The organism is Atribacteraceae bacterium, assembly GCA_035477455.1.
Taxonomy (GTDB): domain Bacteria; phylum Atribacterota; class Atribacteria; order Atribacterales; family Atribacteraceae; genus DATIKP01.
The window spans coordinates 1-15,123 of record DATIKP010000164.1; the positions used below are offsets into that span (position 1 = coordinate 1).

25 protein-coding genes are annotated in these 15,123 nt (G+C 51.5%); all 25 read left to right on the forward strand.

Translation table 11 applies throughout. The features are described 5' to 3' along the window. The first annotated feature begins 494 nt into the window (after nt 1-494). A complete protein-coding gene (rpsL, locus tag VLH40_09735; protein HSV32281.1) occupies nt 495-869 on the forward strand; it encodes a 30S ribosomal protein S12 in 375 nt (124 codons plus the stop codon). 262 nt (nt 870-1,131) lie between these two features. Continuing rightward, nucleotides 1,132-1,605 carry a 30S ribosomal protein S7 gene (rpsG, locus tag VLH40_09740; protein ID HSV32282.1) on the forward strand — a complete coding sequence of 158 codons (474 nt, stop codon included), beginning with the start codon at nt 1,132-1,134 and terminating at the stop codon, nt 1,603-1,605. Between the two features lie 42 nt (nt 1,606-1,647). Then, nucleotides 1,648-3,732, forward strand: coding sequence for an elongation factor G (gene fusA / locus VLH40_09745; GenBank protein HSV32283.1), 2,085 nt, complete (start codon nt 1,648-1,650; stop codon nt 3,730-3,732). Between the two features lie 145 nt (nt 3,733-3,877). Then, the gene (gene tuf, locus VLH40_09750) at nt 3,878-5,080 is read left to right on the forward strand and encodes an elongation factor Tu (protein HSV32284.1); all 1,203 of its coding nucleotides are present in this window, start codon (nt 3,878-3,880) and stop codon (nt 5,078-5,080) included. A 130-nt stretch (nt 5,081-5,210) separates the two neighbouring features. Next, complete coding sequence (rpsJ, locus tag VLH40_09755) at nt 5,211-5,516, forward strand: 30S ribosomal protein S10 (GenBank protein ID HSV32285.1); 306 nt, start codon at nt 5,211-5,213, stop codon at nt 5,514-5,516. 32 nt (nt 5,517-5,548) lie between these two features. Continuing rightward, nucleotides 5,549-6,181, forward strand: a complete 633-nt coding sequence (rplC, locus tag VLH40_09760) for a 50S ribosomal protein L3 (protein ID HSV32286.1) — start codon at nt 5,549-5,551, stop codon at nt 6,179-6,181. 11 nt (nt 6,182-6,192) lie between these two features. After that, nucleotides 6,193-6,822: a 50S ribosomal protein L4 gene (rplD, locus tag VLH40_09765; protein ID HSV32287.1), complete on the forward strand. Its 630-nt coding sequence runs from the start codon at nt 6,193-6,195 to the stop codon at nt 6,820-6,822. Next, nucleotides 6,812-7,099: a 50S ribosomal protein L23 gene (gene rplW / locus VLH40_09770; protein HSV32288.1), complete on the forward strand. Its 288-nt coding sequence runs from the start codon at nt 6,812-6,814 to the stop codon at nt 7,097-7,099. The genes rplD and rplW overlap by 11 nt, the downstream gene beginning before the upstream one ends. Nucleotides 7,100-7,119: 20 nt before the next feature. Then, nucleotides 7,120-7,944, forward strand: a complete 825-nt coding sequence (gene rplB, locus VLH40_09775) for a 50S ribosomal protein L2 (GenBank protein HSV32289.1) — start codon at nt 7,120-7,122, stop codon at nt 7,942-7,944. 15 nt (nt 7,945-7,959) lie between these two features. Further along, entirely contained in the window at nt 7,960-8,244 is a 285-nt protein-coding gene (gene rpsS, locus VLH40_09780; protein HSV32290.1) for a 30S ribosomal protein S19, read from the forward strand. A 17-nt stretch (nt 8,245-8,261) separates the two neighbouring features. Beyond that, on the forward strand, nt 8,262-8,606 hold the full coding sequence (gene rplV, locus VLH40_09785; GenBank protein ID HSV32291.1) for a 50S ribosomal protein L22: 345 nt from the start codon (nt 8,262-8,264) through the stop codon (nt 8,604-8,606). Further along, a complete protein-coding gene (gene rpsC, locus VLH40_09790; GenBank protein HSV32292.1) occupies nt 8,607-9,293 on the forward strand; it encodes a 30S ribosomal protein S3 in 687 nt (228 codons plus the stop codon). It begins immediately after the preceding gene. Between the two features lie 5 nt (nt 9,294-9,298). Next, complete coding sequence (gene rplP, locus VLH40_09795; GenBank protein ID HSV32293.1) at nt 9,299-9,709, forward strand: 50S ribosomal protein L16; 411 nt, start codon at nt 9,299-9,301, stop codon at nt 9,707-9,709. A 9-nt stretch (nt 9,710-9,718) separates the two neighbouring features. After that, entirely contained in the window at nt 9,719-9,949 is a 231-nt protein-coding gene (rpmC, locus tag VLH40_09800; protein HSV32294.1) for a 50S ribosomal protein L29, read from the forward strand. Then, a complete protein-coding gene (rpsQ, locus tag VLH40_09805) occupies nt 9,936-10,226 on the forward strand; it encodes a 30S ribosomal protein S17 (protein ID HSV32295.1) in 291 nt (96 codons plus the stop codon). Before rpmC ends, rpsQ begins: the two co-directional genes overlap by 14 nt. Continuing rightward, nucleotides 10,201-10,569, forward strand: a complete 369-nt coding sequence (gene rplN, locus VLH40_09810; protein HSV32296.1) for a 50S ribosomal protein L14 — start codon at nt 10,201-10,203, stop codon at nt 10,567-10,569. Before rpsQ ends, rplN begins: the two co-directional genes overlap by 26 nt. A gap of 53 nt (nt 10,570-10,622) precedes the next feature. Next, a complete protein-coding gene (gene rplX, locus VLH40_09815) occupies nt 10,623-10,976 on the forward strand; it encodes a 50S ribosomal protein L24 (GenBank protein HSV32297.1) in 354 nt (117 codons plus the stop codon). Nucleotides 10,977-10,990: 14 nt separating this feature from the next. Continuing rightward, a complete protein-coding gene (gene rplE / locus VLH40_09820) occupies nt 10,991-11,533 on the forward strand; it encodes a 50S ribosomal protein L5 (GenBank protein HSV32298.1) in 543 nt (180 codons plus the stop codon). A 418-nt stretch (nt 11,534-11,951) separates the two neighbouring features. After that, on the forward strand, nt 11,952-12,353 hold the full coding sequence (rpsH, locus tag VLH40_09825) for a 30S ribosomal protein S8 (protein ID HSV32299.1): 402 nt from the start codon (nt 11,952-11,954) through the stop codon (nt 12,351-12,353). 14 nt (nt 12,354-12,367) lie between these two features. Next, nucleotides 12,368-12,904: a 50S ribosomal protein L6 gene (gene rplF, locus VLH40_09830; protein ID HSV32300.1), complete on the forward strand. Its 537-nt coding sequence runs from the start codon at nt 12,368-12,370 to the stop codon at nt 12,902-12,904. A 14-nt stretch (nt 12,905-12,918) separates the two neighbouring features. Continuing rightward, a complete protein-coding gene (gene rplR, locus VLH40_09835; protein ID HSV32301.1) occupies nt 12,919-13,278 on the forward strand; it encodes a 50S ribosomal protein L18 in 360 nt (119 codons plus the stop codon). A 17-nt stretch (nt 13,279-13,295) separates the two neighbouring features. Next, a complete protein-coding gene (gene rpsE / locus VLH40_09840) occupies nt 13,296-13,796 on the forward strand; it encodes a 30S ribosomal protein S5 (GenBank protein HSV32302.1) in 501 nt (166 codons plus the stop codon). 14 nt (nt 13,797-13,810) lie between these two features. Beyond that, nucleotides 13,811-14,029 carry a 50S ribosomal protein L30 gene (rpmD, locus tag VLH40_09845; GenBank protein HSV32303.1) on the forward strand — a complete coding sequence of 73 codons (219 nt, stop codon included), beginning with the start codon at nt 13,811-13,813 and terminating at the stop codon, nt 14,027-14,029. Further along, nucleotides 14,016-14,465 (forward strand): 50S ribosomal protein L15, encoded by a 450-nt coding sequence (rplO, locus tag VLH40_09850; GenBank protein ID HSV32304.1) that lies wholly within the window; start codon nt 14,016-14,018, stop codon nt 14,463-14,465. Before rpmD ends, rplO begins: the two co-directional genes overlap by 14 nt. Nucleotide 14,466: 1 nt before the next feature. Then, nucleotides 14,467-15,123 (forward strand): preprotein translocase subunit SecY (locus VLH40_09855; GenBank protein ID HSV32305.1); only part of this gene is annotated, 657 nt, incomplete at its 3' end.

The following is a 15,123-nucleotide window of genomic DNA, read 5'->3' on the forward strand; positions in this document are numbered from 1 at the left end:
TTTCCTGCACCCTGGCCAGGATGACCAGCCGGGTCCTTTCCTGCCTGCTCAATGCTAACAGTCCTCCTCCTGCCATGTGGGGGCCTCCTTCTTGTGAGGGTACCCCCTTTATACCTTGTTTTCAGCAAGAGGACATTTTTAGCGAGTTCCTGAGAGGACATTATCATCGAGTTTCAACATTTTTTGATTATTTTGTTGACAGGCTATTGGAATGCTGTTAAAATTGCCACGTTACGCCTTATGACCGGGCAAGTAGGGACATGTGAGTCAACAAGCCGCCGGACAAGCCCCTGTCACGCGAAGAGGTGGGATTCGGGCGGGTTTTTTTTGCCCAAATCCGACAGGATGTAGAATAGGCAGCATCTTGAAGACTTGAACAGGATGGGTGCGTTAAAGGGTTAATCTAGCTGAGGACCTCTTTTTTCGTGTGGGTTTCCCGTCTGCGTTCAGCAGTGTGTGCTCGCATCTGTAAGTAATTCCAAAGGAGGCACCAGATGCCGACTATCAACCAATTAATCAAGAAGGGCCGTACCAAACCTCGGACGAAAAGCGGTGCCCCGGCGCTTAAACGCTCACCGCAGAAGCGGGGCGTGTGCACACGGGTGTGGACGATTACCCCGAAGAAACCGAACTCCGCACTGCGAAAGGTTGCCCGTGTCCGCTTGACCAATGGAATTGAAGTCACCGCCTATATTCCCGGAATCGGTCACAATTTACAGGAACACTCTCTGGTCCTGATCCGAGGGGGACGGGTCAAGGACTTACCGGGTGTCCGCTATCATGTCGTCCGAGGAATATTAGATACCGCCGGTGTGGAAAATCGCAAGCAAAGCCGTTCCAAATATGGGACAAAAAGACCCAAGTCCTGAGTTTACAAAGGAGTTCCCCTGTCGGTGCGGCCGACGGCATCAGGGGATGGAAGCTTAAGATAAGAAGAAAGCGCTGGAAAGCTTGTCCCCAAAGACTTCTGCCCTTCTACATTAAACTCTTTTACGATTTGTTTACAAAGGAGCGGAGCCGACGGTGTTGAGCATGAAAATCGAGGATAGGATGAAAAGCGTAAGGTTTTTCACCCTTATACCTTTATAAGTTTATACGCTTATACCATGTATTTACAGAGGAGAGAGATCTATGCCTAGAAAAGGACCTGCTCCCACGAGGGTCATAGCGCCTGATCCGGTATACAACAGTATCGATGTGGCCCGTTTGATTAATCGAATCATGTTGAAGGGTAAAAAGAGCGTCGCGGAGACAATTGTTTATGATGCTTTTGATATTATCCGGACAAAAATCAAGCGTGATCCGCTGGAAGTGTTCAACCAGGCGATAAGCAACGTGATGCCTCTGGTCGAAGTCCGTGCCCGCCGGGTCGGCGGTGCCAATTACCAGGTGCCTATGGAAGTCCGTCCCGAACGGAGCAAAAGTCTGGGCCTTCGGTGGCTGGTTAACTATGCTCGAAACCGGGGTGGTAAAACTATGGTGGAAAATGTCTCTAGCGAGATTGTCGACGCGGCCAACGGGGCAGGTTCTTCAGTGAAGAAACGTGATGACACTCATCGGATGGCGGAAGCCAATAAAGCCTTTGCCCACTATCGCTGGTTCTGATCACTTGGAATTTTTTGATACGGTTAAGAAAGACTGAGGAAAATGAGTAAAGAAAAACCATTTGAGAGTTTCACCGCATCCAAGGTGCGCAACATTGGCATTATGGCCCATATCGATGCAGGTAAAACCACGGTGACCGAACGGATCCTTTTTTATACCGGCAAGATCCACCGGCTGGGTGAAGTTCACGAAGGAACCGCGACCATGGATTTTATGCCCCAGGAACAGGAACGGGGCATTACGATCAGTTCCGCGGTGATTACCAGTTTCTGGAAAGAATGTCGTTTCAATATTATTGATACGCCCGGGCACGTGGACTTTACCGTCGAGGTGGAACGAAGCCTAAGAGTACTGGATGGGGCCATCGCGGTGTTTTGTGGGGTTGGTGGAGTCGAGCCACAATCGGAAACTGTCTGGCATCAAGCGGACCGGTATCATGTTCCGCGCATTGCCTTTATCAACAAGCTTGACCGCATCGGAGCTGATTTCGATGCCGTGGTCAGGGCGATCCGGGATAAGCTCAATTCCAATGCACACCCGATTCAGATACCCATTGGGAAGGAATCGGATTTTCTGGGCATGATTGATCTCATCGAGATGAAGGCCCATATCTACGATGAAGATTTAAGCGGTGTAAACTACAAAATTACCAAGGTGCCGCCTGAGCTTTTTGACAAAGCGATGGAATACCGGGAAAGACTCATGGAAACTATTGCCGAGTTCGATGAATCGATCATGGAGAAATATTTGGAAGGTGCTGCGCTTTCTCCCCAGGAGATTCGTAATGCGATTCGGAAGAGAACGATAGAGGGCCACTTTATTCCGGTCATGGGCGGATCGGCTCTCAGGAACAAATCGATCCAACCACTCCTTGACGCGATTATATGTTATCTTCCTTCTCCGCTTGATCTTCCCCCGGTCGAAGGGATAAACCCGCGAACGGAAGAAAAGGAAAAACGCCTTCCTCTTCCCGAAGAACCCCTGTCCGGTTTGGTGTTCAAGATCGTCATGGATCCTCACGCCGGAAAGATTTGTTTTTTCAGAAACTATTCAGGCACGCTCCGGTCCGGGTCCTATGTCTTCAACTCGACGAAGGGTATCAAGGAACGGGTCAGCCGGATACTGGTCATTCAGGCCAGCCGGAGGGAAGACATTGCAGAAGTGAAAGCCGGAGACTTGTGCGGTATCATTGGGCTCAAGAACGCGATTACTGGCGATTCTCTTTGTGATGAGAAGTATCCGATTCTTTTGGAAACACTGTCATTTCCGGAACCGGTCATCTCCGTTGCCGTTGAGCCAAAAACCCGCGCGGATCAGGATCGTTTGGGACAGGCGATGTCCAAGCTCGCCGAAGAAGACCCCACCTTCAAGATCCGGACAGACGAAGAAACAGCGCAGACCATTATCGCAGGTATGGGAGAACTGCATCTGGAAATCATCATCGACCGATTGTTGCGGGAATTCAAGGTGGAAGCAAATATTGGGCGTCCCCAGGTCGCCTATAAGGAAACCATCAAGGGCAGTGCTCGAGCGGAAGGGCGCTTTATCCGGCAGACCGGAGGTCGCGGGCAATACGGCCATGTCGTGCTGGAGGTCGAATCCTGCAAAGACAATTTTGTCTTCGAGGACAAGATCACCGGAGGGGTGGTCCCCCGCGAGTATGTACCCGCCATTCAGGCTGGAATTAAAGAAGCCCTGGACAATGGAGTGCTGGCTGGATATCCGGTCCAGAATATCAAGGTCAGATTGATCGACGGTTCATATCATCCAGTCGATTCCTCGGAAATCGCTTTCAAGATCGCCGGAGCGATCGGGGTCAAGGAAGCCATCCGGAAGGCCGGACCGGTCTTGCTCGAACCTTGGATGAAAGTACAGATCATCACTCCGAGAGATTACCTTGGGGAAGTGATAGGTGATTTTAGTTCTCGCCGGGGCAAGATCGAGGGAATCGACTCCAAGGGAGAAATGCAGATTATCAACGCTCAAGCACCACTGGCGGAACTCTTTGGATACGCCACCGCCTTGCGGTCCCTGACTCAGGGACGGGCGACCTACACCATGCAGTTTTCCCGTTACGACGAAGCATCCGCTAATGTGACCAGGAATGTCGTGGAAAATGTCCGATAAAGTAACCGGCAGTTCAAGATCGAAAACGCCGGATTCAGGCCTGGAAAGAGCAGTGATTGCGGGTAAATTTAATTGAAAATCTTCTTCTGAATCCTGGGTCTTGAATCTGGAATCCGGAATTGGATTTGATAAGAGGAGGATACCTATGGCCAAGCAGAAATTTGAACGCAAGAAACCCCACGTCAACGTAGGAACCATCGGTCATGTGGACCATGGCAAAACCACCTTGACCGCCGCCATCACCCTGGTCCTGTCCAAAAGCGGGCGTGCCAACTATATGCCCTTCGACAAGATCGACAAGGCCCCGGAAGAGCGGGAACGGGGGATCACCATCGCCATCGCCCATGTGGAGTACGAGACCGAAAAACGACACTACGCCCACATCGACTGCCCCGGACACGCCGACTACGTGAAGAACATGATCACCGGCGCCGCCCAGATGGACGGAGCGGTTCTGGTGGTCTCCGCCGCCGACGGTCCCATGCCCCAGACCCGGGAACACATTCTCCTCTCCCGTCAGGTGGGAGTGCCCCACATCATCGTCTACCTGAACAAGGCGGACATGGTCGACGACCCGGAACTCCTGGAACTGGTGGAGATGGAGGTGCGCGACCTCCTGAGCCGCTACGAGTTCCCCGGCGACGATGTCCCGGTGGTCACCGGCAGTGCCCTCCGGGCCCTGGAGTGCGGCTGCGGGAAAGAGGAGTGCCAGTGGTGTTCTTCCATCTTCAGGCTCCTGGCGGCCATGGACGACTACCTTCCCGAACCGCAGCGGGAGTTGGAGAAGCCCTTCCTGATGTCCATCGAGGACGTGTTCACCATCACCGGGCGGGGAACCGTGGTCACTGGCCGGGTGGAACGGGGGATGCTCCACCTGGGCGACCAGATCGAGATCGTCGGCCTCCACCACGACGTCAAGAAGACCGTGGTCACCGGCATCGAGATGTTCCGCAAGCTCCTGGACGAAGCTCAGGCCGGAGACAACATCGGCGTCCTCCTGCGGGGCACCGAGAAGAAGGAAGTGGAACGGGGTCAGGTCCTCGCCGCCCCGGGGTCCATCACCCCCCACACCTTCTTCAAGGGCGAAGTCTACGTGCTCACCAAGGAAGAGGGCGGCCGGCACACCCCCTTCTTCAACGGCTACCGTCCCCAGTTCTACTTCCGGACCACCGACGTGACCGGAGAGATCAAGCTCCCGGCGAACGTGGAGATGGTCATGCCCGGGGACAACGCCAACATCGAAGTGAAACTCATCTACCCCATCGCCATGGAGAAGGGACTGCGCTTCGCCATCCGGGAAGGCGGACGGACGGTGGGAGCCGGTGTGGTCACCGAGATACCGGTGTAGGAGAAGGATTGGGAGCCGGTATTACCCTGATCGGGAATACAGGCACGCCAAAATAAAGAAAGGCCCGCCATATCTCCCTTTGCCGGGAGGATGAACCAGAAAGCATTATAAAAGCAGGGAGGCAGAGCAGGTGGCTCAAAAAATCCGGATTAAACTTAAGGCATACGATCACAAAATTCTGGATCAGTCATCAGTTAAAATCGTTCAGACAGCGCAGAGGACTGGGGCTATGGTATCCGGTCCTATTCCGCTTCCGACCGAGATCGTGAAACACACGGTTTTACGCTCTCCCCATGTCGATAAAAAATCCCGGGAACAATTTGAAATTCGGACCCACAAGCGGTTGATTGATATCGTCGAACCCAATCCCAAAACAGTTGATGCTTTGATGCATCTTGATTTACCGGCGGGAGTCGATATCGAAATCAAGTTGTAGCCGTGCTCGAACTGGAAAGGAGCGGAGTACCCATGCAAAAAGTGTTGTATGGAATGATTGGAGAGAAGGTGGGTATGACCCGGGTTTTTACCGATAAAGGGTTATCGCTCCCCGTCACCGTGATCAAACTGGGACCCTGTTATGTGGTCCAGGAGAAAAAAACCGAAAAAGATGGTTACCGGGCACTGCAACTCGGTTATCAGGAGGTTCCCGGGAAAAAATCGTCCAAACCAAGAAACGGCCATACGAAAAAATATGGGGCACCGGCACTTAAACATCTCAAGGAGTTCACGTTTCCCGAGAATCAGTCCTTCGGTCCGGGACAGATCCTCAAGGTAGATGGATTTACCGTCGGTGACTTGGTACATGTCACCGGTCGTTCGAGAGGAAAAGGCTTTGCCGGTGTAATGAAGCGTCATGGATACCGGGGTGGTCCGAAAACCCATGGTTCGATGCACCTCCGGGCCCCGGGTTCGATTGGGGCGACCGATGCTGGGCGGGTATTCAAGGGAAAGGGGTTACCTGGGAGAATGGGGCACGAAATGGTAACCATCAAGAATCTTGAAGTTGTCGGCGTGAACGGGGGTAGGGACTTGCTTTTGGTCAAAGGTGCGGTCCCCGGCTCACCGGGAACACTGGTTTATGTCCGGAAGCATTCAGGGTAGGAGGCATAGACATGGAGCTTGACGTTATTAATCGAGAAGGGGAAAAAGTCGATACGATTAGGTTGGTAGATGGATTATTCCCGTCTCAAATAGACAGTCATATCGTCTTTTTGGCTGCCAAGACCTACCTTGACAATCAGCGCCAGGGAACGGCTAAAACGAAAACCCGTTCGGAAGTCAGTGGGGGTGGAAGAAAGCCCTGGAGACAGAAGGGGACCGGGAGAGCCCGCCATGGCACAAATCGTTCTCCTATCTGGAGAGGGGGAGGTATCGTCTTTGGCCCCCAACCCAGGGATTACTCGCATAAACTTCCCGGAAAAGAAAAAAGAGTGGCGTTCCGAAACGCGTTGGCTTGGCTGATTCACAATAACCGGTTGCGTATTGTTGAATCTATTGCGCTTGATGAAGTGAAAACCAAAAACGCAGTGAGTTATCTGACCGTGCTTGGCGCACAGGGCAAAGTGCTTTTGGTTACGGAAACTCCAAAACAAGATCAGGGCAGAGCGTTTGCTAATATTCCGCAGACAGACATGGTTTTTTACCAGGAATTGAATACCTACGCTCTCTTGGGAGCGGATACGGTACTTATGGAAAGAGGAGCGCTAACTCGTCTGCAGGAGGTTCTACGCGATGAGTCATGATCGAGCAGTGTTGGTTCATCCGGTGATTTCGGAAAAAGCGGTCAAGCTGCAGGCGAAAAATAAATACGTTTTTCGAGTGGATGCCCGGACGACCAAGAACGAAATCAAAAAAGCGGTAAATACCATGTTTGGGGTGACCGTCACGGCCGTCAATGTGATTACCGCTCCGTCGAAAAAGAAACGGTTGGGTCGCTTCGAAGGAATGACCAGCTCCTGGAAAAAAGCGGTAGTCACCGTTAAGGCTGGAGAGAAGATCAAAGCCTTCGATATTACCTGATCGGGAAAGGAAGACCTGATATGGCAGGGATTCGTAGCTATAAACCGGTAACGCCCAGCCGGAGGCATATGACCGGCGATACGTTTGAAGATATCAGTCCTGGGGGGCCGGAGAAGTCCCTTCTCAAACCACTCAGGAAAAATGCGGGCAGGGATAGTCAGGGACGTGTTTCGGTTCGCCACCAGGGTGGGGGACACAAAAGGCAATACAGAGTGATCGATTTCAAGCGGGATAAATACGATATTCCCGCGAAGATCGCCCGGATCGAGTATGACCCGAACCGAAATGCCCGTATCGCCCTTTTGCATTTCGTCGATGGCGAAAAGCGCTACATTCTTGCGCCGCTGGGCTTGAAGGTCGGGGATGTTGTCGTTTGCGGAAGTACCGCGGATATCAAGCCGGGCAACGCTCTCCCTATCCGCAATATTCCGGTGGGCACCATTATCCATAACGTAGAACTCAAAAAGGGTAAGGGCGGACAACTGATCCGCTCGGCTGGAACCTTCGCCCAACTGATGGCCAAAGAGAATAACCAGGCCCAGATCCGGCTGGCGTCCGGTGAGGTCCGCATCGTTCATGTCGATTGCATGGCCACCATCGGGCAGGTTGGGAATGTTGATCATGAAAACATTACCATCGGCAAAGCTGGAAGAAAGCGATGGATGGGGATCCGCCCCACCGTCAGCGGAAACTCGATGAACCCGATCGATCATCCCCATGGTGGTGGCGAAGGACATGCACACTGCGGCCGTCATCCGGTAACTCCCTGGGGAGTTCCGACCAAAGGCTATAAAACCAGGCGAAACAAGAGAACCGATAAGTGGATCGTGAAAAGAAGGAAATGACAGAGGAGGCGAATCGTGTCTCGTTCAGCCAAAAAGGGTCCCTTTGTTGACCCGAAATTGAGAAAACGGATAGAGGACTTGAATACCAGAAACGAAAAGCGGGTCGTCAAGACCTGGTGCCGGGCTTGTATGATTATTCCTGAAATGATCGGTCATACGGTGGCCGTTCACAATGGGAAAAAACATGTTCCGGTCTATATCACCGAACATATGGTCGGACACAAAATGGGAGAATTTTCGCCTACCCGTACTTTTCGGGGACACGGCAATCCGACTGAACGTTCGACATCGCTGAAGTGAGTTGGAGGTGACCCTGCGTGGAGGCAAAAGCCGTTGCTAAACATATCAGGATTTCACCCCGCAAAGTCCGACAAGCCGTCGACCTGATCCGGGGAAAAAGGGCCACCAATGCCCTGAGTATCCTGAAATTCCTCCCGAACAAATCGGCACGGATCGTAGAAAATGTTTTAAAGTCAGCCATGGCCAACGCCGAGAACAATCTGAACATGGATACCGATACCTTGGTGGTTTCCCGGGCTTATGTCGATCCGGGGCCGACCATGAAACGAGTGAGCCCCCGGGCGATGGGGAGAGCCTATATCATTCGAAAAAGGACTTCTCATGTCACTGTCGCCGTATCGGACAGCGAGGAGGAAGGATAAGTGGGTCAAAAAGTCAACCCGATCGGTTTACGCTTAGGAATCATCAAAGATTGGCAATCGCTGTGGTATTCGGAATCGAAATACCGTGACCAGTTGCTTGAAGACATCAAGGTCAGGTCCTTTGTGAAAGATAAGATGTTTCGAGCTGGTATCGCCGGAATCTCCATCGAGAGGTTGGCCAACCAGCTCAAGCTCACGATTAAAACCTCGCGACCGGGCATTATCATTGGCCGGAAGGGGACGGAAGTGGAAAAACTTCGTGAGGAGTTGCAACAACTTACCGGTAACCAGAATATTCAGATTACTGTCGAAGAACTAAAGGTTGCAGAAACCAATGCTCAACTGGTTGCCGAGAATGTCGCCTTTCAACTGGAACGGCGGGTCTCTTACCGGAGAGCCATGAAACAGGCCATGGGCCGGGCGTTGCGGATGGGAGCACAGGGAATAAAAGTCTGTTGTTCCGGTCGTCTGGCTGGTGCGGAAATAGCTAGACGGGAGTGGTACCGAGAAGGGCGGCTCCCTCTTCACACCCTGCGGGCGGATATTGACTACGGTTTTGCCGAATCAAATACCACCTATGGGAAAATCGGGGTAAAGGTCTGGATTTTCAAGGGAGAGATCGTATCCGGCCGGGTTATGGGAGGAGAGCCGGTGAAAACCCCGGCTCACCGAGCAGGGAGGTCTTGACAACCATGCTTCTTCCAAAAAGAGTTAAATACAGAAAACATCACCGGGGCAGACGAAAAGGATATGCTTTCCGGGGCAGTAACGTGGATTTCGGTGATTTCGGACTTCAGGCTTTAGAAGCCGCCTGGCTCAGCAATCCTCAGATTGAATCAGCCCGGGTTACGATTTCCAGACAAATTAAAAAAGGGAAGATATGGATTCGCATCTTTCCCGACAAGCCCTATACTAAAAAACCGACCGAAACCAGGATGGGTAAGGGAAAGGGGCCGGTGGAAGGATGGGTGGCCGTAGTCAAACCGGGAAGAATTTTGTTTGAAATAGCCGGTGCCGACCGGGAAACGGCAAACGAGGCACTACGGCTGGCCTCCTATAAGTTACCTATTAAAACCAGAATTGTGGAGAGAACCGTGGATTAGAGGTGAGCGATGATGAAAGCATCCGAAGTGCACAATATGACCGAAGTCGAGCTCAACAAGAAGTTGAAAGACTTCCGGATTGAGCTCTTCAACCTGCGGTTCCAGTCTATCACCGGGCAACTTGGTAATCCAAAGCGGATCCAAATGGTCAGAAAGGACATCGCTCGTATTAAAACAGCCCTTCAGGAAAAACATCTCTTGACAAAGGGGCAGGAGGTTCGCCGATATGGCCGTTCATAAACGACTCACCGGAGAGGTTCTCAGCCGGCAAATGGACAAGACCGCCGTGGTGCGAACTTTCCGGATTGACGAAGATTTGCTTTATCAAAAAAAGCTCAGACGAATGAAAGATTATCACGCGCACGACGAGGCTAACTCCTGTCAGGCCGGCGATCAGGTCATTATCGAGGAGGTCCGGCCCTTGAGCAAGACGAAGCGCTGGAAAGTGGTAGAAATTGTCCGGAAAGCTCAGGTTGAAGGAGGAGAAGAACATGATTCAACCCAGGACAATGCTTGAGGTTGCCGACAACTCGGGAGCAAAGAAAATAATGTGTATTCGGGTCATGGGCGGCTCAAATGCCCGTTACGCCAGCATCGGCGACACCATCATAGCCTCAGTCAAGGAAGCGGAACCCCGGGCGAACGTCAAGAAAGGTGAAGTGGTCAGGGCTGTTGTGGTCAGGACCCGCAAGGAAATCGGACGATCCGATGGAACCTACATCCGTTTCGACAACAATGCGGCGGTCTTGATCAACAACCAGAACATCCCGCGGGGAACTCGCATTTTCGGACCGGTGGGCAGAGAACTGCGGGATCGTCAATTCATGCGGATTATTTCCCTGGCCCCGGAAGTGGTCTGAACGGGGGATGAAGCCAAACCGCCATAACCTGTATTTATAGAGGAGTGAACAACATGGCTCGAGTCAATAAACCCAAAGTCAGGATTCCCCCGATCAAAAAGGGAGACAAGGTGATCGTCATCCATGGAAAGAACCGCGGAAAGAATGGAAAGGTTTTAACGGTTGACCGGAAGGGAGAACGGGCTGTCGTCGAAAGGATCAATATGGTAAAAAAACATACCCGGGCGACTCAACAGAATCCCCAGGGAGGGATTATCGAGAAGGAGAATCCGATCAGATTAAGTAATCTACGCCTGATTTGTCCCCGGTGCAACGATTTGACCCGGGTCAAGCGGACTGTGATCTCTGGATCGGATTTTCGGGTACGCACGTGCCATAAGTGCCGGGAAATTATCGATAAGGTTTGAGGAGGTCTAGTCCGGTGTCAGTCATACGAGAGAAATACATTCAGGAGACCATTCCGGCTCTCCAGGAGCAGTTTCACTACTCGAACGTGATGCAGATCCCGCGGTTGCAAAAAGTTGTTATCAATATCGGGGTTGGTGAAGCGACACAGAATTCGCATGCCTTGGACGTTGCCGTTGAAGAGTTGAGCATTATTACCGGACAGAAACCGGTCATCACCCGGGCGAAAAAATCGATTTCGAACTTCAAGCTCCGCAAGAGCATGCCGATCGGATGCAAGGTGACCCTGCGTGGCGAAAAGATGTTCGAGTTCCTTGACCGCTTCCTAACGATTTCCATCGCTCGGATCAGGGATTTTCAAGGCTTTCCTGACAGTTGTTTTGACGGTCGGGGAAATTGTACGATAGGGATCAAGGAGCAACTCATCTTTCCGGAGATCAACTATGACAAAGTCGAGCAAGTGCGGGGGATGAATATTACCTTCGTCACTACTGCCAAAACCGACGAGGAAGCACGGGCCTTCTTGGAGGCCTTGGGTTTAGGGTTCAGACGAAAATAGGAAAAGTTAACCAGTCGGTGCCCGACGGCATCAAACATGGAAAATTTTCACCCACCACCGTTCAAGTTTTATTTACAGAGGAGAAAGAAAAAAGGCTGTTAGGTGGTAGTCTATTAGACGATAGGTCAAGCACTAAAACAGGGACGGCATTGGTCCTTCCTAAAGATCTAAACGGCTAAACTGCTACAGCCGGTATTTACAGAGGAGGTTCCATTCGTATGGCGCGCAGGGCACTAATCGAGAAAAACAACCGGGAGCCGAAATTCCGGGTTCGCCATCGTAATCGCTGTCATCTTTGCGGAAGACCGAGGGCGTACATGAGGGACTTTGGGATGTGCCGGATCTGTTTCCGAAAACTTGCCAGCCGGGGAGAAATACCAGGAGTAACCAAATCAAGCTGGTAGGAAGGGGAGTAACCATGGCTCATACCGATCCGATAGCGGATATGTTGACTAGAATCCGCAATTCATTGAAGGCGCGTGAAAAGAACGTCAAAATGCCTTCTTCGAGGCAGAAAGTGGAAATAGCCAAGATCCTGAAAGAGGAAGGATACATTGCCGAGTATCGGGTATCCGCAAAAAACGAACATAAACCAACGCTGATTGTCGAACTCAAGTATGGTGTGAACAAGGAACGGGTCATCAACGGGCTGAAGCGGATCAGTAAGCCTGGATTAAAGATCTATGCCGGAAAAAACGAGATCCCCATTCTCCTGGGAGGCATGGGTACGGTCGTGATCTCGACATCCAAGGGTGTTATGACTGGTAAAGCAGCCAAGAAAAATGGTGTCGGCGGTGAAGTTATCTGCTACATCTGGTAAAAGGAGGATTCACCATGTCCCGGATAGGGAGAAAAGTCATTTCCATTCCCCAGGGCGTGACGGTAGAGATGCAGGATAATTGGATTAAGGTTCGAGGCGCGCGTGGAGCATTGGAACAGAACCTTCATCCCCGGATGAAGGTTGTCCACCGGGAGAACGAGATCACCGTGGTTCCCACCGGCACTACCAAACTTGATCGTTCATTGCATGGCTTGACCCGGACACTGATCGCTAATATGATTGATGGGGTCACTAACGGGTTTGAAAAAGCCTTGGAAATCAACGGATTGGGTTATAAGGTACAAAAAAAAGGGGAAGGATTGATTCTGAATCTTGGCTTTACCCACCCGGTGGATATCCCGCCCCAGGAAGGTATCTCCTTCGAAGTTGAGGGGCAGATTCTGAAGGTTAAAGGCATAGACAAACAACAAGTCGGTCAAACTGCGGCAAAAATCCGAATCCTTAGAAAAACCGAACCGTATACCGGAACCGGTATACGGTATTTGAATGAAGTGATTCGTAGAAAACAAGGAAAAACCACCGCGAAATAAGGGAGGAACCGAGAATGTCTGTGTTGGAAAAAAACCAACGGCGGAAGAAAAGGCATAGACGGGTACGAAAAAAAATCCACGGGACCTCGGACCGGCCCCGCCTATGTGTTTTTAAAAGTCTTAATCATATCTATGTTCAAATGATCAACGATGAAGAGGGTCATACTTTGGTTGCGGTTTCCTCTCTTTCCCCGGAACTTAAATCTTTTCAGGGTACTAAAACAGAGGTTGCCAGAGAAGTGGGCAAGCTTGTTGGAAAGAAAGCACTGGAAAATAATTTGGAAAAAGCTGTCTATGACCGGGGAGGATATCTTTATCACGGCCGGGTGAAAACGTTGGCCGAGGGTGCCAGAGAAAGCGGACTCGTATTCTGACGGGTGGAGGGAATAGAATGGAGAGAGTGAAGCCTGATGGGTTTGAATTGGAAGAACGATTAATTGCCGTTAATCGGGTCAGCAAAGTGGTCAAGGGCGGCAAACGTTTTGGATTTCGAGCCATTGTCGCAGTAGGAAACAGAGACGGGGTTGTCGGCATCGGTATTGGAAAAGCCAAAGAAGTTCCCGAGGCTGTGCGAAAAGCGGTCGAACGGGCCAAGAAATCTTTGATCCGATTTCCTCGCCGGGGATCCACGATCACTCATAAAATCAACGCGCGTTTCGGATCGGGATTGGTGGTCATGAAGCCCGCTTCACCAGGAACCGGCGTCATTGCCGGAGGACCGGTCCGCGCGATTATGGAAATGGCGGGCATCGAAGACATTCTGACCAAATCTTTAAATACCAACAATCCGATCAATGTCGCCCGAGCGACCATGCAGGGCCTTATCGAGCTGAAAGATCCCCGTATTGTTGCCCGACTAAGAGGCAAGGCGACTCAGAATTTCTTCGAATGAGAGGGGCAGCGGGAATGGATGCGAAATTCGTGAAAATTACTCTTCAGAAAAGCCTGATCGGTCGTCCGAAGGCCCATCGAAGAACGGTTAAGGCCTTGGGCTTAAGATGTATGCACACATCGGTTGTGAAACCGAACACCCCATCAATACTCGGCATGGTGAATAAGGTCGGCTACCTTCTCAGGGTCGAAGGAGCCAGGGCAGAGGAGAACGCTTACTATGAAGATAAATGATCTGAAACCGAAAGCCGGATCCTTTCACCGAAAAAAACGGGTGGGGAGAGGAATCGGATCCGGGCATGGAAAAACCTCCTGCCGGGGACATAAGGGGCAAAAGTCCCGTTCAGGTGGTTCCATACACCCTCATTTCGAGGGTGGTCAGATGCCGCTGGTTCGGAGAGTGCCGAAACGAGGATTTCACAACATATATGCCGACCGGTGGCAGACCGTGAATCTTCGGGACTTGAACCGGTTTGAAGACGGATCGGAAGTTGACCGCGCGGTCCTGATCAAGGCTGGGATTGTCCGGAAAACCCCGGGAAAGAGAAAGAAGATCAAGGTGTTGGCGAACGGGGATATCAACCGGAAATTGACGGTCAAAGCTGAAGGATTTTCCAGTAAAGCCCGAGCCCTTATTGAAGAAAAGGGCGGATCGGCCGAGGTAGTTTGAGATGTGGGATTCACTGCTCAAGCTTTTTAAAATCCCCGATCTCAAGCGACGGGTGATCTTTACCTTGATGATGCTGGTAATCTACCGTATTGGATCACATATTCCGGTTCCCGGGATGGACCCGCGGGCTTTAGCCGACATCTTTGCCGAGGGTGGATTGCTGGGACTTTTCGACATGTTTGCCGGTGGAGCTCTCAGTCGCTTTTCTATTCTGGCCCTCGGAATCATGCCTTACATCAATGCCTCGATTATCATGCAATTGCTGACTTCTGTAGTGCCCAAGCTCGAAGAACTGGCCAAATCCGGCGAAGAAGGACGAAACAGGATTGCGCAACTCACACGCTGGGGAACCATTCTTCTGGCGGTGGTTCAGGGATTTGGGATCACCGTATGGATGGAAGGCCTGGGCGTAGTCTTTACTCCCGGCTGGCCGTACCGAATTACTGTCATTCTCACTTTGACGGCGGGAACGATGTTTATCATGTGGGTCGGCGAGTTGATTTCTGATTTTGGAATTGGGAATGGTATTTCCCTGTTGATCTTTGCGGGGATCGTTGCCCGAATTGGACCGCAGCTTCTGTCCAGTTTAGCTCTTATGCGGGTTGGCGAAATCAACCCCCTCCTGTTCACCGTGACGCTGGTGATTATCCTTGGGGTG